This window comes from Rhizobium aureum (assembly GCF_030182495.1).
Classification (GTDB): Bacteria; Pseudomonadota; Alphaproteobacteria; order Rhizobiales; family Rhizobiaceae; genus Rhizobium; species Rhizobium tropici_C.
On record NZ_JAQJCI010000010.1, the window covers coordinates 89,376 to 111,208 of the forward strand.

Genomic DNA, 21,833 nt, shown 5'->3' on the forward strand with positions numbered 1-21,833 from the left:
GCTCCTTCCGCAGGCTTAAGGAACCAGCAGATGCCGGATCACCTCGCCACGGTCTAACCGGTCGAAGGCCTCGTTGATTTCCTCAAGCGGGCCAGTGCTGGACAACAGTCTCTCCACGGGCAACCTACCCTTGAGGAACAGGTCGATATAGCGGGGAACATCGCGCGAAGGTACGCAGGACCCCATGTAGCTGCCTTTGATGACGCGTTCTTCCCCGACAAGAGGAAGCGGCGAGATCTCGAATTTGGTGTTCACGTTCGCCAGACCCGCTGTGGCCGTCGTGCCGCCGCGCCGCGTAATGCCATACGCGGTTTCGAACGCTTTGCTCGACCCTGCCATCTCGATGGCGTAGTCCACTCCCCCGCGGGTCGCTTCCTTGACCTCGCCGATGACATCCGGCGTGGTTGCCAGGAAGGTACGCGTCGCGCCCAGCGCCTTAGCCAACTCAAGCTTCTCCGGCATCAAATCGATGGCGACGATCTCGCTTGCCCCGCTAGCCACCGCTCCGAGGACGGCCGACAACCCCACGCCTCCCAGGCCGATGACGGCGACCGACTGCCCCGGCTTCACGCCACATGTATTTACGACGGCACCGACGCCTGTCATCACGGCGCATCCGAACAAGGCCGCCATGGTGACGTCCACGTCTTTGGTGATCTTGACGACCGAGTGCGCCGACACGACCGCGTATTCCGAAAACGCCGATACGCCGCTGTGATGGTTGATATCGTAGCCCCGAAGACGGATATGCTTGCTACCGTTCAACAATGTCCCGGCGGCGTTTGCGCGATAGCCCGGCTCACAGAGGCTTGCGCGTCCTCCCGCGCAGTAATCGCAGTGTCCGCAGATGGGCAGGAACGACATCACGACGTGATCGCCAACCTTCACTGTATCCACACCGGGTCCGATTTCTTCGACAATGCCGGACGCTTCATGCCCCAACGCGACAGGCAATGGACGGGGGCGGTCGCCATTTATCGCCGACAGGTCGGAGTGGCACACACCAGCGGCCTTGATTTTGACCAGGACCTCAAGATTGCCCGGAGGCGCCAGGTCGACGGTCTCGACACTGAGAGGCCGCGAACTTGCATACGGCTTGGGAAGCCCTGACTCTCGGAGAATGACTGATTTCATCTGCATTGTCGCGTATTCCTATCTCGAGAGCATCTGCATGGCGGCGGGTACGTAGCGGAAGCCTTCCCCCTCCCGGGCGACGTTGCCGAGCCCGGGCCACGCAAAGTGATAGGACATCACTGGTATGCGGTCTGTCGCGAGCATATCCAGCACCCGTGTGCGCGACCGCGCCGAGAGCTTGGGATCGGTATCGTACTTGAACTCCATCCACGGGCGTTCCATCAGCAGGATATGATGATGGGTCAGATCGCCGAGGAAGCAGAGCCGATCGTTGCCCGACTGCATGAGGAAGCAGAAGTGGCCCAAGGTGTGGCCTGGAGCGTGCACTGCCTGCACGCCCGGCAGAAACTCCTGACCGTCCACGAAATGCGTTATCCGATCACGGTGTGGAAGAAGGTTCCTCCGGGCATTTTCCACCTGGGCCTTGAAACCGTCATCAAGCTTGCCTCCGTCGGTCCAGTCATCGAAGTCGCTTTCGCTTATGAAGATCTCCGCGTTGGGAAAATTAAGCTTGCCGTCCTGATCGCAAAGTCCGCCGGTGTGGTCGATGTGTGCGTGGGACAACACCACGGCATCGACTTCCAAAGTGTCGATCCCTGCCTCCTGCATGCTCTTCAGCAGGCGACCGGTCGTCGGCCCGAAAATCTTCGACGTCCCCATCCCGGTGTCGAACAGGATGGTCTTTCCGTTGATTTTGACCAGCGGGATGTTCTGCTCGAGGGTCACCGACGAACTGGACAGGAAGTTCCTGTCGAGCATTTCCGTCACCGTGGCTGCGTCGACCCCGAGGAAATTCTCCCGTGGGTCGCCCAATTCCAACGGTCCGTCCGAAAGTACCGTTATTTCGCCGCTTCCGAACTTGAACGGATAGAAATAGGGCAACTTAGTCTGATGCGCTTGGTCATTGAGCACGCCGCTTATCCTCCCAGATTGGCTGCACCATTTGACAGATTGTATGAAAATCTGTCAACACAATAGTGGTGATTGTCTACGAAGTCAGGAAACGATCGAAAGCACGTGACCCCTTGGCCTGCCGATGTTGAACTGTTCGATCTGCTGCATCAGCCGCTGGGTCTCTTTTGTGAGTTCCTGGGTGGCGGCGTGGGCTTGCTCGGCGATGGCAGCGTTTCGCTGGGTGCTGTCATCGATCTCGCCAACGGCCTGGTTCACTTCGATAAGCGAAGCCGCCTGGTCCCTGCTCGCCGCAGCGATAAGCTCAACCCTTTCGGAAATTCCGGCAACATTCGACGATATCGCAATCAGCACCTTGCCCGCCTCGTTCACCAATCGCGATCCCGAGGCGACTTCCTCGCTTGATCTTGCTATGAGTTCCTTGATTTCCTGGGCGGCTAGAGCCGACCGCTGGGCAAGTTCCCTGACTTCCTGGGCCACGACAGCGAAGCCCTGCCCCGCTTCTCCAGCTCTCGCGGCCTCGACACCGGCATTGAGTGCCAGGAGATTGGTCTGGAAGGCAATCTCGTCGATGACGCCGATGATTTGCGAAATGCGCCCGGAAGCCGCTTCTATTCGTCCCATAGCGTCAACCGCGTTCGTGACCACTGAAGCAGACGCATCCGCGGCCTGCTTGGTTTCTTTTACCAGCTGGGCTGCGGCTTGTGCCTGCTCTGTCGAGGAACGCACCGTCGCGGTGAGTTGATGAACAGCGGCCGCGGTCTCCTCCAACGACGCGGCTTGACGCTCGCTGCGGCGGGAGAGATCATCGGCGCCACTGCTGAGGTTGTCTGCATTTTGCCGAATGAGCACGATGTTGCCGCGAAGTTCCGACATCGTCGCCTGCAAACGCAGCAACGAATTGTTGAAGTCCCGTCGCAATTGTTCCAGCCGCCCGGAGAACGGTTGATCGATCGTGCTCGAAACATCACCGTTGGATAACCTCTCCAGCCCAGCGGCAAGACTGTCGACGGCGTCGCCGATCTGTTTGTCGATCTCGGCTTTCTCCGCCTCGTTGTGCCGACGTTCAGCTTCGGAAGCCGATCGTTGACGATCCGCGTCGTTCTCGATCTCGATCTTCCTCGCGGCATTCTCCCTGAAGACACAGAGCGCCCGGGCCATTTCTCCGAGCTCATCAGCGCGCTCAGAACCGCCGATCTCAATGTCAAGGTCCCCTTCCGCCAAACGCCGCATGTCGTCGGTCAACTGGACAACAGGTTTTTTGAAAGTCGCAATCATCCCGAAGCCAGCGAGAAGTGCGACGAGGACGCCGGCAAATGTCGTGATGAGGCCAATGCCATTCGCGTAAGCCGTCTCTTCAATGGCTCTTGCGCGCTGGGCGTCGGCAAACGTCGTGAGGTGGCCCCATATGGTGTTCAACTGGTCTGTCGTTTGCCTATATTGCGCACGCCTCACTTCCGAGATCTCGACGAGCTTCGCACTGTCTTGCGTCATACCCTCTACCGCCGGCGGCACCGTATTCTGGACTGCCTTGAAAAGGTCGAGGTCGGAAGCGGCACTCCAGATGTCCAATATCTCCTTCTTCGTTCTGTCAAAGTTCTGGACGAGCTGCGCACGGTTTTGTTCGGTAGGGTCGGCTATGAAGCGCGCTAGGTTTATCCTGATGAGATAGCTGGAGTCTGAAAGTCTTCGGCTGCCGTCCAAGGCGCTGCTGATCTTCGCCAAATGTTGGTCGAGACCTGCGAACTCGACGATTGCTTTCTTTGTTTGCTGGTTCGCTACCGCGTTAATCGCGACGGAGATTTCCTTGAACGCGGACATTGCGGTGTCGAGGCCTACGGTGTTGTCCGATGAAGCGCCCTGCGACAGAAGTTGTGTTACGCTTTTCACCGCGCCATCGACCGAGCTCGACAGTTTTGTGGCGTCCGATGGCAAGGAAGCCCGCAGATTTCGGGCGCTCCGACGCAACTCGCCCACTTTGCCGCCCAAATATTTGAGTTTCAGCTCGGTCGTTCCGGCGGATTGGTAGCCCGCGGCAAGATCAAGGAAGAAGGTTGCATAGCCTGTCACCCTGTCGGCATCGCGCAACATCGATTTGGCGGCGCCCTCGGACTGCTCGCCGGACTTCCTTAACTCGTCTGCTAGCCTGAGCATTTCATTCTGCGACCAAACCAGCGATTCAGAATGATTGGCGATCGAGCTTATCAGTTTCTCTTCGCTTTCATGGATGCTCCAGAGAGAACCAAAATTGTTCACCACGTCCAGCATAATCGCGTTTGCCGACTGGAGGCCTTCGCTTTCCGCCGTAGCTCCGGCATTCGTCACCAAAGCCTGCAGATGCGATTGCTGCGCGAGCAGGTCAGCCTTCACGCGATCGCGCCTTTCTTCCGACGCCTCGTCGAGAAACTCTCTCATCGAGGCGGAGACGTCACGGAAACCCGAGAGCACCTGCATCACCTGGCTTGAGGTTTCCAGGCGGCTTTGTAGGAGACCCGCGGCGTAGTGCCCCAAAAACCCCACCGCGCAAATACTGATTATGAAAGGCAGTACGAAAATGATTACTTTTGTCTGTAGCCGGAAACGGGACAACAGCCTGTCCATTGTGGTCCATCCTTGTCCATAGGCGGTGAAGAAGCTTCATCAATCGGGATCCGCCTCCGATGGAAGCATCGAATCATCAATGACGACACGAGGCTGCGCGACTGAGGATTGTCTGTCAACAGATTGTCTGATAAAGCATGTTTAGGTTATCAAATTGTCTCGCGAACTTGCGCAGGAATAACTCCAGAACCGGCGATGCCGCAGCCGGCACAACTTTCACCGCTTACATCGATCAAACCGCGATGTCCTTGTTTTCAGTGGAAAGCGGTGACGGCATCTCGGCCATGTGAAGACTGCGAACATGTCGTCGTCGTGGTGACGGCGCCTTGGGGAACAAACGGGTCCTTCTCATGGATGGACGGCTCCACGGATGACGCCGACCTCACCAGCTTTCCCAATATGCATATCGAGATGCCCGATCTGGGAACGGTAAGTGTTGAGATTGAGGAAGCAGAGAAGATGACTGATACGAGAGCATTGCTCGATAATATGACCTTGGCCGAGCAGGTCTCGCTACTTTCCGGCGATACGTTCTGGTCTTTACCGCCCATCGACCGCCTAGGGATAGGGAGATTGCGCTTGACGGACGGCCCCAACGGCGCCCGCGGGGCGGGGTCTTTTGTCGGGGGTGTGACTGCAGCGGCTTTCCCGGTAGGCATTGCCATCGGAGCGAGTTGGAACCCGGACCTAGCCAGGGAAATCGGCAGTGCGCTAGGTGACGAGGTTCTTTCCAAAGGGGCCCATGTCTCGCTGGCGCCGACCGTTAACATCCAGCGCAGCGTCACAAACGGCCGAAACTTTGAGTGTTTCTCTGAGGATCCGATACTGACGGCGGAACTTGCCGTCGGCTATATCGAAGGTCTGCAGTCCAAGAAAGTGGGTGCCACGATAAAACATTTCGCTGGCAACGAGTCCGAGATCGAACGTACAACCATCTCTTCAGATATCGATGAACGCACTCTGCGCGAAGTCTACCTAATACCCTTTGAGGCGGCGGTGAAGCGGGCAAAGGTCTGGGCCGTGATGTCTTCATATAACAAACTAAACGGTACTTACACGGCGGAAAGCCATTGGCTGTTGAACGAGGTACTGCGCGGTGGCTGGGGTTTTAACGGCGTGGTGATGTCGGACTGGTTCGGCTCGCGTTCGACCGCACCCACCGTGAATGCTGGGCTGGATTTGGAGATGCCGGGCCCGACCCGCGACCGCGGCTCCAAGCTTCTGGCGGCGATCGACGCGGGCGAGGTAAGTGTCGAGACCGTCCGCGCCTGTGTGCACAATATCCTGACCCTGATGGAACGCACCGGCGCAATCAACGATCATCGCGAGTTTAAGGAGTACGCCATTGATCGGCCGGAACATAGGGCACTCATCAGGCGCGCGGGAGCGGAAAGCGCAGTTCTGCTACAGAATGACGGCATCCTGCCATTGGCTCAGCAAGGTACGGTCGCCATCATTGGACCCAATGCCAAGATCGCGCAGATTATGGGAGGCGGCTCGGCGCAGTTGAGCCCCCACTATGTCGTCAGTCCGTGGCAGGGGCTGGCGGACGCCCTGGGTGAGGAGAACGTGTTCTACGCTCAAGGTTGCAGCAACTATCGGTTTCAGCCGCTGATCGAAAACCCGACAACCTTCGAATTTTTCCAAGGGAGGGAGCTTGCTGGCGAGCCCGTGAAGGTTATCGAGGAACCGTCGAGCCTCGGTGTATGGTTGCCCCCCGTGGCCGGGGGCACCGTCGATCCGCATCGCTTTTCCGCCCGAATGCGCACCGTCTTCACAGCCTCAGAAGCCGGCGGCTATCGCGTCGGCCTGACCTCGGCGGGGCTTGGCCGTGTCTATGTGGACGGCAGGCTTGTGGTGGACGCCTGGGCTTCCTGGACACGTGGTACCACATTCTTTGAAGAAGGCTGCGAGGAGGTCGTGGGTGAAATCACGCTCGAAGCCGGCCGTAAATACGAGGTCGTCGCCGAGTACGCCCGGCACGATCACGTCAACCTCTATATCGCCGCAATTCGGGTAGGAATAGGCAGGTTTTCGGCCGAAGCGGAGATTGCCGAGGCAGCAGCCGTCGCCGCGAAGGCTGATCATGCGGTAGTCTTCGTGGGCAGAACGGGCGACTGGGATACCGAGGGCTCCGATCTCCGCGGCATTGCGCTTCCTGGTCTGCAGGACCGGCTTGTTGAGGCGGTAATTGCGGCCAATCCGAACACGATTGTCGTCCTGCAAACTGGTGGACCGGTGGAAATGCCCTGGCTTTCCAGTGCTCGTGCAGTACTGCAATGCTGGTATCCCGGCCAGGAAGCTGGCAACGCGATCGCCGATGTCCTCCTCGGCAAGGCCGAGCCCTCGGGCCGACTGGCACAGACCTTCCCCGTGCGCTGGGCTGACAATCCCACACATACCGAGGATGACGCGGTCTATCCAGGCAAGAATGGCCATGTGCGATATGACGAAGGTGTGTTCGTTGGATATCGGCACTACGATCGCCAGGACATTAAGCCACTGTTCCCCTTCGGTCATGGTCTTGGTTATTCAAGCTTTGCGATGTCAGACCTGACGGTAGGGCTGCCGGATGCTGCCGGCGCGGTGACAGTGACACTGGGATTGACCAACGTCAGCGAGCGGCCAGGTTCGGCAGTGGTGCAAATCTATGTCGGCGATGTTGAAGCATCTGTACCCAGACCGGTCAAAGAACTGAAAGCCTTCTCGAAAATCGCCCTGGAACCCGGTGAGAAACGAAGGCTCAGTTTCATTCTTGACGCCCGAACATTTGCCTTCTTCGACACGACCGAGCGGTGCTGGCGGATAGAGACGGGGGGATTTGCAGTTATGGCTGGGTTCTCGGCCACCGACATCCGTTTGAGTGGAACTGTCACGCAAAAGGGCGCTGTCTTAGCGCTCTAATCGTGCAGAGAATCAAAGACTACGTTTGGTGGTGGTTGAGTCCTAAAATGAGCGCAGTGCGGTGAAGCTCGGTGAATGAGTGAAAGAATGGCTCAAGACGGGCGATATTGTCATCGACAGGAAGGATACCGACCTTCATAGGCGGCGAAGATGGCGTCGGAAGCGTTGGCGGACACGTTCGCGACAGCGTCGGTCCTACAATTTTTTTGATGCCTTTCGCAGTCTCTCGAACTGAGCTCACGCTTGTCGCGAGATCGGAATCGTCAATCGTATCGAGGGCTGCCACATTCTCGTGCAGTTCGGCTCGACCGATCTCCTTCAGGACATATGTATCGAGCAGAAATTTCAAGCTTAGTCATCCAGCGCGCTACGATCGGGAGCACCGATCGACACGAGCGATATCGTATCCACCGTGCGAAGATTGCGGACAGCAAACTTGGATCTCGATGGCCCAACCCTGATCATTCCTGGCAATGCGAAATCTTGTTTTCGGACGCGGAGCCACGGACAGACGCCGTCGCTCTGTGCGGAAACTTGAGCCTGCAGCCCTCTCCAGGTATCTATCGGTCGAGAGCGCAAAATTACAGGCACAGGATGCGGCGATGCTGAAAACCGACACCCGCCAAGCAAATTGGCGCCGTGCTAATCCAGCGAAATATGATGCTCATCTTGCTGTACAGCGAGCCGTAAAGGCAGGCGAGCTGGAAAAGCAAACATGTGAGGTCTGCGGGATTGAAACGGTCGACGCCCATCATGATCAATACGACGACCCTTTAAAGGTGCGCTGGTTATGCCGACGGCATCACACAAGGCTTCACCACTACGGCGAGGATATGTTTCCGATCAGGAATGGCCTTTAGGTGCGGTCCGCCGATCGCTCTTGATTTCAGTTGGCGTTCCCGCGTGACTTGATGTCTAGCAACGCGATGAAGGCGCACATTGCTTGTTGCGTAACTTCCGCCATGTGATGATTTCGTTCGACTGCCCTCCGGATAGGATTGACGCGAAGGCATTGCCCTCGCGCCCTTCTCTACCACTCAGTCCAACAGGCTAAGATGTAGTGGCTCAGGAAAATACGCGAAGCCCTCTCCCGCTATGCCAACGTGCCCGTAGCCCGGCCATGGGAAGTGGTAGGACATGAAGGGTATTCTATTGGAGGCCAGCATTTTCAGAATGCGCACACGCGATTGAGCTGACAGTTTGGGATCGGTATCGAACGCAAATTCCATCAAAGGCTTTTCGAACAGAAGCACAGGATGATGAGTGAGGTCGCCGCCATAGCACATTGTCTTTCCTGCTGACTCAATCATAAAGCAGCTATGGCCGAGTGTGTGTCCTGGAGCGCTAATGGCATGAATACCAGGAAGAAACTCTTGTTCGTCCTGGAAAAAAACCATGCGGTCCCGCACGGGTTTGAGGTTGTGGATCGCGGCTTTAACTAGACCGTTGAGATCGCCTCCAAGTTTTTTCTCGTCGGTCCAGAAATCGTAGTCGGTTTGGCTGATGTACACCTGGGCATTTGGAAACGTTGGTTTCCCGTCGTCGCCCCAGATTCCGCCGACGTGGTCCCAATGAGCATGCGAACAGACGACAGCGTCAATATCTTCCAGCGCAATATTCGCGGCGGCCAAGCAAGACTTGAGACGGCCAGTCGTCGGGCCAAATTGCTTAAGCGATCCCATCCCCGTGTCGAACAAAATCAGCTTGCCACCGATGTTTACGACAGGTGCGTTCTGAGCGAGAACGACCTCATCCGTGGGCAGGAAGCTGTGGTTTAGCATGGATCTTATCTCGTCGGCTGGGACGCCGAGAAAGCTTTGTGTCGGGTCGCCGAGCGGAAGTGGGCCATCTGATACGATGGTTACCTGGGCGTCCCCAATGGCAAATCGATAAAAGTCCGGAGCTTGTGCCCCGGAAACGGGGCTCGCCCCAGCGTGAGCCGCTACACTGTTCGCACCCAAAACGGCTCCACTCAAAGCAGCTCCCCCTGCCAATAGTAAGTTGCGGCGGTCGATCTCGAAACGTTCATTTCCCATTTCACTCCTCCCCATCTGTAAAAATGCGTCTGCAGACCGCGCTTGTCTTGCGACGGATTTCGGCTTTGTCTGCATCGGAAAGGTATCAAGTGGCAGGTCTAGGACAATTGAATTGCGAGTCCATTTCAATGAGCATCGCTCAACAAATGATCTCGCTCGGACCTGCGATTCATCAATCGAAACAACCGGTTTCGGGGTACCGCGTTGGTCCGGCCATCAGATCTCGTTGGCTTTCGGTGAGTTCGAAAGAACTCTTGGCTCCCTGACTGCGGGACGCGGCTCGCATCCGAATATCGGCAAGATTATCGTGGATCGCCTTGGCTGCCTCATTGTTATGTGAGTGGCTCTGCGTCAGGTCGCCAACGGTGTTCATTAAGCGGTCGGAGGATAGATGTTACCTCTTCCCTCGAAGAGCGCACCGCTCCTGAGGAAGAAGCCACGGAAAACCGCGAGGACGTAACGATCTTCGGGTGGGCGCTACATTTCTTCCCGGGCATATTGCGGAGCCAGCAGCATGCTTCTGAAGCGCGTTGCCAGCCCGGCATTCCGCCTTATCCGACATGGTTACGACCGTAGAATGGCCGACTTCTCTACCGGCCGCCTACGGTCGCACGTCATAGGAAGCCGATCGAGATCCAGGGCACCGCTGCGACGATCGCAAGCCCGAGAAGCAGGGCGATCATGTACCCCCACAGCGGCTTTATGCCTTCCACTGGGTTCACACGGCCGATTGCACAGGCGGCATAATAACCGACGCCGAACGGCGGGAGGAACAAGCCCACTCCCATGGCGAGAATGACCACGATCGAATAGTGCACGTCGTGGATCCCTAATCCCTTGGCGATCGGAAATACCAGGGGTGCGAACAGAACCACCGCGGGAATGCCTTCCAGCACGCTACCGAGCACAATGAACGCGACGATCGACACGATCATAAAGATCGGCGCTCCTCCGGGTAGACCCGCCATCGTCTGAACCAGCCCCCGCGAAAAACCCGATTGAGTCAGGCACCAGGCCACAGCCGTTGCCGCCGCGATGATGAAAAGGATGGCTCCGGACAAGACCGCCGTTTCCACCAGCATCGGACCCACCCGCTTCCAGTCGAACCGGCGGTAAATGAGGAGGCCTGCCAGCAGCGAGTAGGCAATGCCGATTGTCGAGACTTCCGTGGCGGTAGCAACGCCTTCGACAACCGCTGTACGGATGATAAAAGGTAGGGCCAAAGCCGGAAGCGCAATCAGGAATGTGCGAAAGATCTCCCTGGCTGGCGGCTTGCGAAAACCCGACATGTCCTCGTTGCGATAGCGCCACCAGACGACAACGCAAAGCATCAATCCGCAGACGAACGCCGGCAAAAGACCGCCTATGAACAGGGCAGAAATCGATACGCTCGTAACCGATCCGATGGTGATCAATACGAGGCTCGGCGGGATCGTCTCCGTCTGCGCACCCGTAGCCGCAAGCAGGGCCACGAGATCGCCGGGCTTTGATCCTCTCGCTTTCATCTCCGGGAACAGTGCCGGGGCGACAGCAGCCATGTCGGCGGTCTTCGAACCCGATATCCCAGACACCAGATACATTGCCGCGACGAGGACGTAACACAGGCCGCCTCTGACATGTCCGAGCAAGGACGCCAGGAAGTTCAGCATCGCTTTTGCCATGCCCGTAACCTCCATCAGCATACCCAGCAACACGAACAGCGGGACCGCTAGGAGGAGAAGATGCGACATTCCCTCATCAAGCCGACCCGCGATCACGCTTATCGGACGGCTCGTACCCAGAGCCACATAACTGATGGCAGCGAGAGCGAACACGAACGCGATTGGTACGCCGCTCAGCACACCTAGTGCGATGAAGACTACGAAGAAAAGCACGAGGTTCCAGTTGCCCATCGCCATGATCAACGGTTTCGCCGCAATCGCCAACCCTATCAAGCATGCGGCTACAAGGACCCCGATCAGGAAATCGCTCAGCGTGATGCGCTGAAGGGCATTGGTCACGCCAAGGATAAGCATCAGGCCAAGTCCGATCGGAAGACCAAAAGAACGCCATGCGACCGACACTTCCATCGCGGGAGTGACGACCGGAACTTCATGAAGAGCGTAGGCCGTGGCCTTGGGCAGAAGAAGCACGCAGACCGAAAGGCAAAAGACAAGTGCAGCCACCTCCAGTCTTGCCCTTACGACGGGCGGCATCGCGTCCGCGATAACGCCCATCCTCATGTGCTGTCCGCGGTGAAAAGCGAGGACCGCGCCCACGATCGAAAGCCAGAGGAACAACATGGAGGCGAGCTCATCCGACCAGATGAGCGGCTCGCCCCATGCATAGCGGGCGAAGACGCCCGCCGACAGCACGAGTACCTCGACAACAACAAGTGCTGCGGCGATCAATTCAATCAGGCGCACCAGGCGCGTTTCAGCTTTCGCCAGGACTGGCCACGCGCCGATCACCGGGGGGCTGACATTTTCAGAAGTAGCCATGTCAACGCCTCAGATCAATTTGCCCGAGGTAGACTCCAGCAACGCCCATGCTTCCTCGCCAAAACGCCCCTTCCAATCGGAGTAGAACGACGAAGCTTGCAGCGTCGCGCGGAACTTGGAAACATCGACGTCGATAAATTCAAGACCCTTGCTCGTCAGCTCTGCCTGGAGTTCGGAATTCAGCTTTTCGACATCAGCGCGTTGCACGATAGCCGAGCGATTGATCTCGGTGACGACAATGTCACGCAAGTCCTCAGGCAGCATCTCGAAGTTGTCCCGATTGGCGAGAATCCAGAAGCCGTCCCACATATGGTTGGTCCGGGAGAGATACTTTTGAACCTCGTACATCTTGGCAAAGTAAATGCCAGCGAGCGGGTTTTCGAGACCGTCGGCGACGTGGGTCTGGAGTGCGGAATAAGTTTCGCCCCATGGAATCGACGTCGGCGAGGCGCCGAGAGACTTGAAAAGCGATGTCCAGAGCGGCGCAGGAGGGACGCGGATCTTGAAGCCCTTGAGGTCCTCGGGCGACTTGATCGGTTTCCCGATCGAGGTCGTCTGCCGAAAGCCGTTGTCCCACATCTTCTCGAAGGCGATCAGGTTGACCTTCTCAAAAGCCGTCCGGATGCTCCGGCCGAGCTCACCATCCACCGACTTCCACACCTGCGCGTAGTCGGGGTAGGCAAATCCTACACCGGTGATGGCCGCCGGCGGGACGAGTGTCGCTGCGATGAGGCCTGTCTGCGCAAGAAGGTCCAGGCCACCTGATCGAAGCTGGCTGAGCATATCAGCATCGGTGCCGAGCTGGCTCGCGGGGAACACTTGAATGCTCACGCGGCCGTCTGTCTGCTGGCTGATCTTGTCGGAAGCCTCGGTCATCCGCGTGTTGAGCGGATGATCAACCGGCATGATGTTGGCGAATTTAAACGAGAATTCAGGCGAACTCGCACGCATGATGCGCGGTGCCGCAAGCGCGGCGGTCATCGCCACGGAACTCATAATAAGGGTACGGCGATTCATTCTGATCATTGGTTCCTCCTCTAACCGTGTTGATCTATGTCGATGTTTTTAGGAGCCTCCAGCGCAGGCGCTCTCCTCGTAAGCGTCCTCAGTTTCGTGCAGGTTGCTTAGACCTTGGACTGATGTCGCTGAAGCCGGAAGCCTCCCGCTGTGCGGCTGGACGTAAATTAGGCGCTTGCGCCAAACGTCCGCAAATGAATTGCCTCCGGCCAATGGTGAGTTGAACTCAGGCGAGTTCGGCGTGACCCGCGATGGAGGCAAAGTTTTTCTAGGAGAACGCGCCAGGCAACATGAATCCAGGTCACATGTTTTTTGCGCAAACTCTTTTGATGTGGAGGAAGCCGCCATGCTAACCGCTTTGCATGCGAGCATGGCACTCCGGTGGGATGTGCCGGCCTATGACGTGCCAGTATCGCGGAGGAGACCGGAATTGCACCAAGCTTTAGAAACAAAGCCGAGCCCGGCACGAGGACCGGGAAAACAAACAATCGGTTTTATCGGTCTCGGCTCGATGGGATTGCCGATGGCGTCGCATCTCCTAAAAAGCGGCTTCAGGGTCAAGGGGTTTGACATCTCGGAGAATGCTCTAAGAAGCTTCGCTGACAGTGGCGGGACTGCCTATCCAGACGCTACGGAAGCGGCCAGCGAGACCGACGTCTTGATGTTGATGGTAGTCAACATCGACCAGGCGCACCAAGCCCTCTTCGAACGGGGCGCCCTGGCAAATTCAACCAGGGCCAGCGTCGTCGTCCTGATGTCAACATGCCCTCCCGGCGAGGTTGAACAGCTCGCCGAGGCCGTTATTGCTCGCGGTCACCGGTTTCTGGATGCGCCTGTTTCCGGCGGCGTCGCCGGAGCGCGCGACGCGTCGCTCTCCATCATGGTGGCTGGCGACAGGCAAACCTATGAGATGAGCCGCAATCTTTTCGACGTGCTCGGCTCCAAGATCTATTATCTCGGAGAGCGGCCTGGCCAGGCATCGGTTGCCAAAGCAGTCAACCAGTTGCTGTGCGGCGTACACTTGGCGGCAGCGGCTGAGGCGCTGTCGCTCGCCGAAAGGGCTGGCCTCGACACCTCAACGGTACTCGAGATCGTGTCCGGCTCGGCGGCCGCCAGCTGGATGCTCAACGATCGTGGCCAGCGGATGCTTCTGGAAGACCCTGAGGTAACGAGCGCGGTAGACATTTTTGTGAAAGATCTCGGTATCGTGCTTGCCGCCGGCTCCTCTGCCAGGGCCGCCCTGCCGCTCGCCTCCGTTGCGCATCAGTTCTTCCTTGCCGCGTCTGGGCAGGGGTCAGGCTCGGCAGATGACAGTCAGGTCATTCGTGCGTATCGGGGAATGACCGCGGGCCAGAAGGAGGCAAAGAAGTGAGTGCCGAGATCAAAAGCAATTACGCGCGACTGTCCGGCATCACCATGCACTACCTGACCGCAGGATCCGGTGAGCCGCTGGTTCTCCTTCACGGGGTGCCGCAGAGTTCGCACGAATGGCGGCACGTGATCCCCTTCCTCGCGGACACGTACGCGATCATCGCGCCGGACCTGCGGGGCCTCGGCGACACTTCCCGGCCCGCCGATGGGTACGACAAGAAAACGATTGCCGAGGACGTGTGGGAGCTTCTTTCTGAACATCTGAAGATCGATCGCTTCAATCTTGTGGGACACGACTGGGGCGGCCCGGTGGCGTTTGCCCTGGCCGCGCAGCACCGGGGGGCTGTTAGCAAGCTCGCGATCCTGGACGTTACCATTCCTGGCGATGGAGCGGACATGTCGCAAGGCGGCCGCCGTTGGCACCACCCTTTCTTCAGGACGCCGGATTTGCCGGAAGCGATGTTCGGCGGTCGCGAGCATATCTATCTGGAATGGTTGTTTGACAATTACGGCAGCCGGGCAAACGTGCTATCTCAGGAAGACAAGAATGAGTATTTCCGTACCTACCTGAAACCGGGTGGCCTGCGCACACTTCTCGCCTATTATCGGGGCTTTCCAACCGACGTCAAAGACAACGAGTTATTCCTCGAGAGGGATGGCAAGCTCGAAATGCCGGTCCTCGCCCTGGGCGGAGACAGTGGTTTTGGCCGCGGCATGGAGACGATGGAATCACTGCAGCGGGTGGCAAGTGACGTTCGAGGCGGATTGATCCCGGGCTCGGGTCACTGGGTTGCGGAAGAAGCTCCCGAATTCATAGCGAACGAACTCGGGAAATTCTTCGGCTAAACCACTGCCTGACGTCGGGGATGCGCGTCTGATCCGCCAGTCGCGCATCACCGACCCTGATTGCGCATAACTCACCTCCCGCCGACGTCGATCTCACTCGCAGAAACCGCGTCGCCAGCCAGGGTCTCTTCGATCCAACGTTTGAACAGAGCGATCTTTGGCGTTCTTGCCCTGGACCGTAAGTACACGAGACTATGGCAATTGATGCTGGGGCCTTCCAGGCCAAACGGCGCAACGAGCCTCCCGCTTTTCAGATCTTGCCGGACGAGTATGAGGCTTTCCAGGCAAACGCCAAGTCCATCCGCGGCCGCATTGATGGACATGAAAGATCTATCGAAACGCAGCCCCCGATCCATGTTGAGCCTCACACCGTGGTCGTCGGCCCAATCCTGCCAGCGATAGAGGTTCACTTCGGAGTGGATGAGCGGAAATCTGGCGAGATCCTGCGGTGAGCGTATTCCGTTTGCGCCCTCGACCAACGATGGGGCGCACAGGACCACTATTGGCTCGGGCGGGAAGGGCTCGACGGCGATGCCAACCTCCACGGGCTGCGTTCCGTAGCGGATGTCTATATCGACGTTGCCGGTCCTGAGCTCGGCCGGGTCACCAGAAGCGTGCAGTCGAAGATCGATCTCCGGATAGCGGGCGCTAAACCGGGCGAGGCGAGGCATGAGCCACTGCGAAGCGAGACTGACAACCGAATGGATATTCAGAATGTCACTTTTGCCCTTCTTCGTGAAATTGCGAGTGGCGCTCTCGATCCTTCGAAAGGAGGCGCTGATCTCTTCAGCGTAAGCCCTTCCCGCGTCAGTCAGCATGATTGAACGCCCGGAGCGATGAAATAAAGCAATTCCGAGCTCCGAATCCAGCGCGGCCATTTGATGGCTCACGGCCGAGGGGCTGATGCTTAGTTCCTCGGCGGCTTTTCCAAAAGATCCAAGACGTGCGACAGCTTCCAACACCTGTAGCGATCGCAGCGAAGGAAACTCCAACGCGCTCATCACCCCTCCTCCCCGTTTATGCGTGCCTCGCCACCTTTCCTACTTGAGACATTCAGCACGCTGGAGGACGCCCTTCCTCTATATTCCATGAGGAAATTTAACGCAAATGATGCATTTGTTGAGATGCATTCATGCATTGACCGATGGAATTCGCTTGTCCGGATGAAGCGTTTTTAACACTTTGCCCTTCGGAACGGCCTTTGCGCCGTTCTTTGCTAAGGGAGGAATGCATGGCTGAACGGGTGATCTCCGTGTCCGGCGCGCCGTACGACGGGCATAGCAGAGAGGCCGCACTGGAGAGCGCGGCAACCCTCGGGTTCACCCATTTCGAGCCGGCCTTTATCGTTGGATATACAGAACCCTTCGATGAGACCGCCTTCACACCTTCCGAGATGAACAGTTGGCGCAGCGCGCTTAGGTCTTCGGGGCTCTCGTGTCATGCAATGTCGTCGCACATCGACCTCGGTTTCGAAGATTCGGTCGAAGTGTTCACGGGCCGCATGGCATTCGCCGCGGCGATTGGAGCCAAGGTTATTGCCACCAACGCGGCCGCCCGACAAAGAGAGGCAACATTCCGTCGCAACGTCGAAACCATACTGAGAAGAGCGGAAGCCTTTGATATCATCGTTGGCCTGGAAAACCCAGGAGACGGCAGCGATAGCCTGATCAACACCGCGCGGGACGGTATTTCCCTTGTTGAGGAATTCGGATCGCCCTTTCTAAAGCTAAATTACGACGCTGCAAACACGGCGTCACATCGACCGGACATGGACGATCTCGCAGGTGATGGAATCCTGGCGCTGCCGGAATCGGCGCACGCCCATATCAAGGATGTCCGTGAAACCGACGAAGGTTGGTTTTTCTGCGATATCGGCGACGGCAAGGTCGGGTGCGAGCGCCTCCTGGCTGCAATCGCAAAGCTCGACAGCCTCCCGGTCAGTATTGAACTTCCCTTGAGACTGCATCGCAATCGGCAGGCGCAGCCCGTTCGCCGCCAAGATCCCGTGCCGCTGTCATCGATCGAGGACTCGCTGGCTCGGTCGCTCAAGGTCGTCCGGCGAGCGCTCAACCACAATCAATGACCGTGTCTGGAGGAGGACGCAGTGCAACGTTTTGTAAACAACCGCGATGAGGTCGTGGAAGATACCATCAGGGGCTTTGTGAAGGCACACCGAGACATCGTGCGCCTCGCCGAAAACCAACGCGTGGTGACGGCGATTGACCGGCCCGCGCAAGGAAAAGTGGGTGTCGTAACTGGAGGTGGCTCCGGACACGAGCCTGCCTTCATTGGCTATATAGGCCGCAACATGCTCGACGCGGTCGCGGTCGGCGAGCTGTTTTCGTCGCCAACGGCAAAGAGCTTTCATGATGCCATACGCGAAGCGAATGGTGGAAACGGCGTCGTTGTCCTCTACGGAAATTATGCCGGAGACAACATGAACGTGAAAATGGCGATGAAACTCGCCGCGAAGGACGGCATCGAGGTTGCCACGGTGGTTGCGAACGATGACGTGTGCTCCGCCTCCGCCGAGGAGCGGGAGAAGCGCCGAGGCGTTGCCGGAGAGATCTTCATGTGGAAGGTCGGCGGAGCGAAAGCGTCGATGGGCGCCAGCCTATCCGAGGTTCGTGACGCAGCACAGAAGGCCATCGACAATTGCCGCTCGGTCGGTGTCGGATTGGGGCCGTGCACTCTTCCAGCGGTCGGACATCCGAACTTCCAGATCGAGCTTGGCACCATTGAAGTCGGTATCGGCCATCATGGCGAGCCGGGCGTGCGAGTAGAAGCGCTCAAGAGCGCATCAGAGGTCGCCAAGGATATGTGCCAGATCGTGCTGGATGATCATGATCTCGGCTCGGGGACAGAAGTGGCCGTACTGGTATCTGGCCTTGGCGCGACACCGCTGAACGAACTTTACATTCTCTTCGACACCGTCGAGGAGGAAATCTCCGGCCGCGGCCTCAGGATCCACAAAGCGTATGTTGGTAACTACTTCACGTCTCTTGAGATGGTTGGAGCGACTTTGACGGTCATGGCGCTCGATGAAGAGCTAAAGTCGCTACTGGAGGTCGAGGTTCGCTGCGCGGCGACGCTTTAAGGAGGGAACAATGCAAAAAATGAATAACGCGGCAGCCGGAGAAATCGTAGTCTCCATGGCAAGAGCGATCATCGATAACCGCGCCTACCTCAGCGAGATCGACGGCAAGATTGGCGACGGCGATCACGGAATAAATATGGCGAAAGGTTTCGGTTTAGTGGCCGACCGGATACGCGGCAAGGAGCTATCGCTCGCAAAAGCGCTTGAGACCCTCGGAACAGTCCTGATGACCGAGATCGGCGGATCTATGGGTCCGCTTTACGGTGTGATGTTCACCGAGTTTGCCCAGCAGATCGATCAGGTCGACCAGATCGACAACAAGACGTTCAGCCGAATGCTGCATGCTGGCTTGACGGGTATTCAACAAATTGGTTCGGCCAAAGTCGGCGACAAGACATTGCTTGACACGTTGGTGCCTGCTGTTGAAGCTTTTGACAATGCGACATCAGAAGGAAAATCCTTCGACGAGGCATTGGAACTCCTCGTTGCGGCAGCCGAAAGTGGCCGCGATTCGACGGTGAACTTGATCGCGCGGATCGGCCGAGCCAGCAGGCTGGGCGAACGATCGCTCGGCGTGCTGGATGCTGGTGCGACGTCTTGCGCGCTGATCCTCAAGGAGTTGTCTGAGGGAACCCGTAATAGGCTTCAATAGTGTCATCGCTTCTTGAGCGTGATCATAGTGAGAACCGAAGTGATGCCGAGCTTAAGGGGAAGCCAATCCAGAGTGCCGCTCGGTTATTGATGTGAAACGCGCCGCGATAGAAATCCGGCAACAGTCCTCCGTGTGCCGCCCGAGGGTGGACACCCGCTTTCGCGGCCATCCGGGAATCAAATTTAGCGGACAGCTTGGGTCGGCGGCGAACTATGCATTCAGTGTCCGGGCACCATCGCGCTCGCTTGCAGGGTCGGGTTCCGCAAACCGCGAAAGGCACGACTCATCGCAACTTAGGCCGTGCCACGACTGAAGCTGACGCGACATTCGGTCACGCGGCGACGTCCTTCGCTCAGCCAATGACCCGCTAAATCGAAGACACGAGTAATCCGCCTGCGGGCAGCGACGACCTGGCACCAAGCTCGAAAATCGTGCGCTAAACGGTGGCCCAAAACGGAAGCAGGTCAATCCCGCTCTTTAGCGATGGCGTCCTGGCCCGGTTCCGGATCTTCCACGATCAACCCATAAAGGGTCCGCTAGCAAGCTGCGGCCGCGTCGGCTTCGCCTCGCGGTGATCGCGCCCGGACCCCGTGCCTTTTGAGGAGCCATCGAGCGGGAATTGGCCCGCTCCCGTAGGAGCCTCTCAAATGTCGCACGATCTCTCTCTCGCACAGTCCCACGCCCTCCAGCTTTCCCGTGACCTGATGGTCCCGGTCACCCTCTTCGAGGTCGACGGAGAATACGGCGTCCTTCCTTCTGACGAGATCGACGCCGACGACGATCTGGCGATCGTGCACGAGTATACGCCATAGCCGGCTCATTGAGCCGGCGCCGCGTGGGTGCCCCTTGCGAGCGGCAGGCCGCAAGGGGGGCTTCGCCGCGTCCGACGTCAGCTTGCATGATCCGACAATTGCCAGCCGCGCCCTTGCGGTCTTTGCTCTTCGGGGCCTGCCGAAAGGCGTCGGTGAACCGACGGGCAAGGAAGGATTATGGAGGCCGATCGCTGGGCGATCGGAATGAAAAATGAAGAGAAGAGAGATTGAAGCGCTGCGCGATCAGGTCAGTTGTGCGGCAGTGCTTGAGCATGCCGGTTTTGCAATAGACGCGAAGGAAAGCACGCGACGGGCAGTCAAGTTCCGCCGCGGCGGCGAGATCATTATCGTCACCTATGAAGGGCGTGGGTGGTTCGATCCCCTGTCCGACGCGAAAGGCGATGTGTTCCGGCTCGTCGAGCATCTCGATCGGGTCGGTTTTCCCGAAGGTGCAGAACGGGTCGCGGCTCTGGTCGGGTTTCAGATCACGGGGCCGGAGTGGCAGCCCGCGAAAGATGGTCAGAGATCCGACCTCTCTCTTCCCGATCGTTGGCAGTCCCGCAGGCGACCCTGGCCTGGTTCCTCGTCGTGGCGGTACCTCAACGGCGAGCGCTATCTGCCAGCGACCGTGCTGCGAGCGACCGTCAAAGGCGACCTTCTGCGCGAAGGCCCGCAAGGCAGCATGTGGGCGGCGCACCGGGACCAGGCCGGGGTCTTGACCGGCTGGGAAGCGCGGGGTCCGCAATACCGGGGTTTTGCATCCGGAGGAACCAAGGTTCTCTTCCGTCTCGGTTCGGACAGCGCTTCGCGCCTGGCCGTCACGGAAGCGGCGATCGATGCCATGAGCCTCGCGGCGATCGAAGATTTGCGGGAGGGGACGCTTTATCTCAGCACTGGCGGCGGATGGTCGCCGACCACGGAGGCAGCGTTGCGGAAGTTAGCGGCGAAGCCCGCCGTCCAGATGGTAGCGGCGACGGACGCCAATTCGCAGGGCGAGATGTTTGCCGAACGGCTGCGGACGCTTGCCGACGATGCAGGCTGCGACTGGCTTCGACTTCGGCCGTCCGAGGAGGATTGGAACGAAACCTGAAGATCAGGGGAAGGGAAAAGAGGGAAAGGATTGAAGGAGGAGGCGTGCCGCATGCGCGCCGTCCGCGTCAAGGGAGGCTTCGCCCGGCGGAGCCGGCCCTTGACCCTGACGGCCGCGATGGCGGCGGCAGCCAAGGGGTCATGAAGGACTGAAGAGGAAGGCAAGGTCGATAGGACAGTGCCGCGCTTCGGCCCGAAACCTCCGAAGGAGTGCAGATGAACCCCTACCCCGCAATCCGAAAAGTCTTCCCGGGCGTCGCAAGCCGACCGCAGATGTTCCGCATGTTCGACCGTCATCTCCAGCGGCCCAACCGTTGGGGAGACGACGCAACACCGCTCTATAACGGCGAACGGTTCGAAATCCTGCCGCCGCTCTGGATCTGCGGTTCGATGTTTGCGATGCGCGAGTTCCTGACCGGTTCGGTGACATCAGTGTTCTTCGCACTCCGGATCGATGAGGCGATCCGCTATTTTCACGGCTATTGCGACCTTTCCGACAAAGCGTCCGTCGAGACCATGCGCCTTGCGATTATCGAGCGCGAGAGCCGCCCGGTCCGGGTTTTAACGCGCGCGGAACGCCTTGAGCACATCTGGAGCAGCACGGCGGACGAGCGGCTATGCGGGCGAGCGCTGGCCGGAGGCCTCGCGCGGCAAGCGCACTGTGATGATCTACGGCGGTAAAGACGGCACTGTTCTGAAGCTGCTGGAAGGCCTCAGCGACGACGAGATCGCCGCCAAGCTGCCGGTACAACTGCGCCACCTCCCCTCGCCGATCGCGGCTTGAGAGTTTCTGATTGCATCCGTGCGCGAAGCAATCGCGCCCGGCCCACGATAGCCGCGCAGCCCATGCAGGCGGCCCCTTCCACCCCTTCGGCGTTCCTC

At 58.5% G+C, this 21,833-nt stretch carries 17 protein-coding genes and 1 pseudogene; 10 read left to right on the forward strand and 8 right to left on the reverse strand.

Features of this window, described 5'->3' with window-relative positions:
* Positions 1-15: 15 nt before the first annotated feature.
* The 3 genes from PH552_RS21905 to PH552_RS21915 form a co-directional block, all read right to left on the reverse strand.
* Positions 16-1,140: a zinc-dependent alcohol dehydrogenase family protein gene (locus PH552_RS21905; RefSeq protein WP_013984731.1), complete on the reverse strand. Its 1,125-nt coding sequence runs from the start codon at positions 1,138-1,140 to the stop codon at positions 16-18.
* A 12-nt stretch (positions 1,141-1,152) separates the two neighbouring features.
* The gene (locus tag PH552_RS21910; protein WP_015341914.1) at positions 1,153-2,046 is read right to left on the reverse strand and encodes an MBL fold metallo-hydrolase; all 894 of its coding nucleotides are present in this window, start codon (positions 2,044-2,046) and stop codon (positions 1,153-1,155) included.
* Between the two features lie 84 nt (positions 2,047-2,130).
* The gene (locus PH552_RS21915) at positions 2,131-4,647 is read right to left on the reverse strand and encodes a methyl-accepting chemotaxis protein (protein WP_015341915.1); all 2,517 of its coding nucleotides are present in this window, start codon (positions 4,645-4,647) and stop codon (positions 2,131-2,133) included.
* A gap of 459 nt (positions 4,648-5,106) precedes the next feature.
* Here PH552_RS21915 and PH552_RS21920 point away from each other — a divergent pair, with 459 nt between their 5' ends.
* A complete protein-coding gene (locus tag PH552_RS21920; protein ID WP_179613320.1) occupies positions 5,107-7,551 on the forward strand; it encodes a beta-glucosidase in 2,445 nt (814 codons plus the stop codon).
* Between the two features lie 19 nt (positions 7,552-7,570).
* On the opposite strand, the gene PH552_RS21925 is transcribed toward PH552_RS21920, so the two are convergent.
* Entirely contained in the window at positions 7,571-7,900 is a 330-nt protein-coding gene (locus tag PH552_RS21925) for a hypothetical protein (protein ID WP_004130061.1), read from the reverse strand.
* Between the two features lie 253 nt (positions 7,901-8,153).
* Between PH552_RS21925 and PH552_RS21930 the strand changes: the two genes are divergently transcribed.
* Positions 8,154-8,411, forward strand: coding sequence for a hypothetical protein (locus PH552_RS21930; protein WP_041678048.1), 258 nt, complete (start codon positions 8,154-8,156; stop codon positions 8,409-8,411).
* A gap of 177 nt (positions 8,412-8,588) precedes the next feature.
* Here the strand turns inward: PH552_RS21930 and PH552_RS21935 are convergent, their stop codons facing one another.
* The 3 genes from PH552_RS21935 to PH552_RS21945 form a co-directional block, all read right to left on the reverse strand.
* Positions 8,589-9,587: an MBL fold metallo-hydrolase gene (locus PH552_RS21935; RefSeq protein ID WP_004130059.1), complete on the reverse strand. Its 999-nt coding sequence runs from the start codon at positions 9,585-9,587 to the stop codon at positions 8,589-8,591.
* 614 nt (positions 9,588-10,201) lie between these two features.
* Positions 10,202-12,067 carry a TRAP transporter large permease gene (locus PH552_RS21940; protein WP_028003112.1) on the reverse strand — a complete coding sequence of 622 codons (1,866 nt, stop codon included), beginning with the start codon at positions 12,065-12,067 and terminating at the stop codon, positions 10,202-10,204.
* A gap of 9 nt (positions 12,068-12,076) precedes the next feature.
* Positions 12,077-13,093: a TRAP transporter substrate-binding protein gene (locus tag PH552_RS21945; RefSeq protein WP_179613261.1), complete on the reverse strand. Its 1,017-nt coding sequence runs from the start codon at positions 13,091-13,093 to the stop codon at positions 12,077-12,079.
* A gap of 394 nt (positions 13,094-13,487) precedes the next feature.
* On the opposite strand from PH552_RS21945, the gene PH552_RS21950 reads away from it, so the two are divergent.
* A complete protein-coding gene (locus PH552_RS21950; protein ID WP_285166304.1) occupies positions 13,488-14,456 on the forward strand; it encodes an NAD(P)-dependent oxidoreductase in 969 nt (322 codons plus the stop codon).
* Positions 14,453-15,301, forward strand: coding sequence for an alpha/beta fold hydrolase (locus PH552_RS21955; protein ID WP_179613259.1), 849 nt, complete (start codon positions 14,453-14,455; stop codon positions 15,299-15,301). The genes PH552_RS21950 and PH552_RS21955 overlap by 4 nt, the downstream gene beginning before the upstream one ends.
* 71 nt (positions 15,302-15,372) lie before the next feature.
* Here the strand turns inward: PH552_RS21955 and PH552_RS21960 are convergent, their stop codons facing one another.
* Positions 15,373-16,302 carry a LysR substrate-binding domain-containing protein gene (locus tag PH552_RS21960; protein ID WP_004130046.1) on the reverse strand — a complete coding sequence of 310 codons (930 nt, stop codon included), beginning with the start codon at positions 16,300-16,302 and terminating at the stop codon, positions 15,373-15,375.
* Between the two features lie 230 nt (positions 16,303-16,532).
* On the opposite strand from PH552_RS21960, the gene PH552_RS21965 reads away from it, so the two are divergent.
* The 6 genes and pseudogenes from PH552_RS21965 to PH552_RS21990 all read left to right on the forward strand — a co-directional run bounded on the left by PH552_RS21965 (position 16,533) and on the right by PH552_RS21990 (position 21,735).
* Positions 16,533-17,384 (forward strand): sugar phosphate isomerase/epimerase family protein, encoded by an 852-nt coding sequence (locus PH552_RS21965; protein ID WP_285166287.1) that lies wholly within the window; start codon positions 16,533-16,535, stop codon positions 17,382-17,384.
* Between the two features lie 21 nt (positions 17,385-17,405).
* Positions 17,406-18,398: a dihydroxyacetone kinase subunit DhaK gene (locus PH552_RS21970; RefSeq protein ID WP_179613257.1), complete on the forward strand. Its 993-nt coding sequence runs from the start codon at positions 17,406-17,408 to the stop codon at positions 18,396-18,398.
* A gap of 10 nt (positions 18,399-18,408) precedes the next feature.
* Complete coding sequence (gene dhaL, locus PH552_RS21975; protein ID WP_013984746.1) at positions 18,409-19,050, forward strand: dihydroxyacetone kinase subunit DhaL; 642 nt, start codon at positions 18,409-18,411, stop codon at positions 19,048-19,050.
* A 647-nt stretch (positions 19,051-19,697) separates the two neighbouring features.
* Positions 19,698-19,862 (forward strand): hypothetical protein, encoded by a 165-nt coding sequence (locus PH552_RS21980; protein WP_179613255.1) that lies wholly within the window; start codon positions 19,698-19,700, stop codon positions 19,860-19,862.
* A 211-nt stretch (positions 19,863-20,073) separates the two neighbouring features.
* Positions 20,074-20,952 carry a DUF3991 and toprim domain-containing protein gene (locus PH552_RS21985; protein WP_285166288.1) on the forward strand — a complete coding sequence of 293 codons (879 nt, stop codon included), beginning with the start codon at positions 20,074-20,076 and terminating at the stop codon, positions 20,950-20,952.
* Positions 20,953-21,167: 215 nt separating this feature from the next.
* A pseudogene (locus tag PH552_RS21990) lies at positions 21,168-21,735 on the forward strand (DUF1419 domain-containing protein).
* Positions 21,736-21,833: the final 98 nt, after the last annotated feature.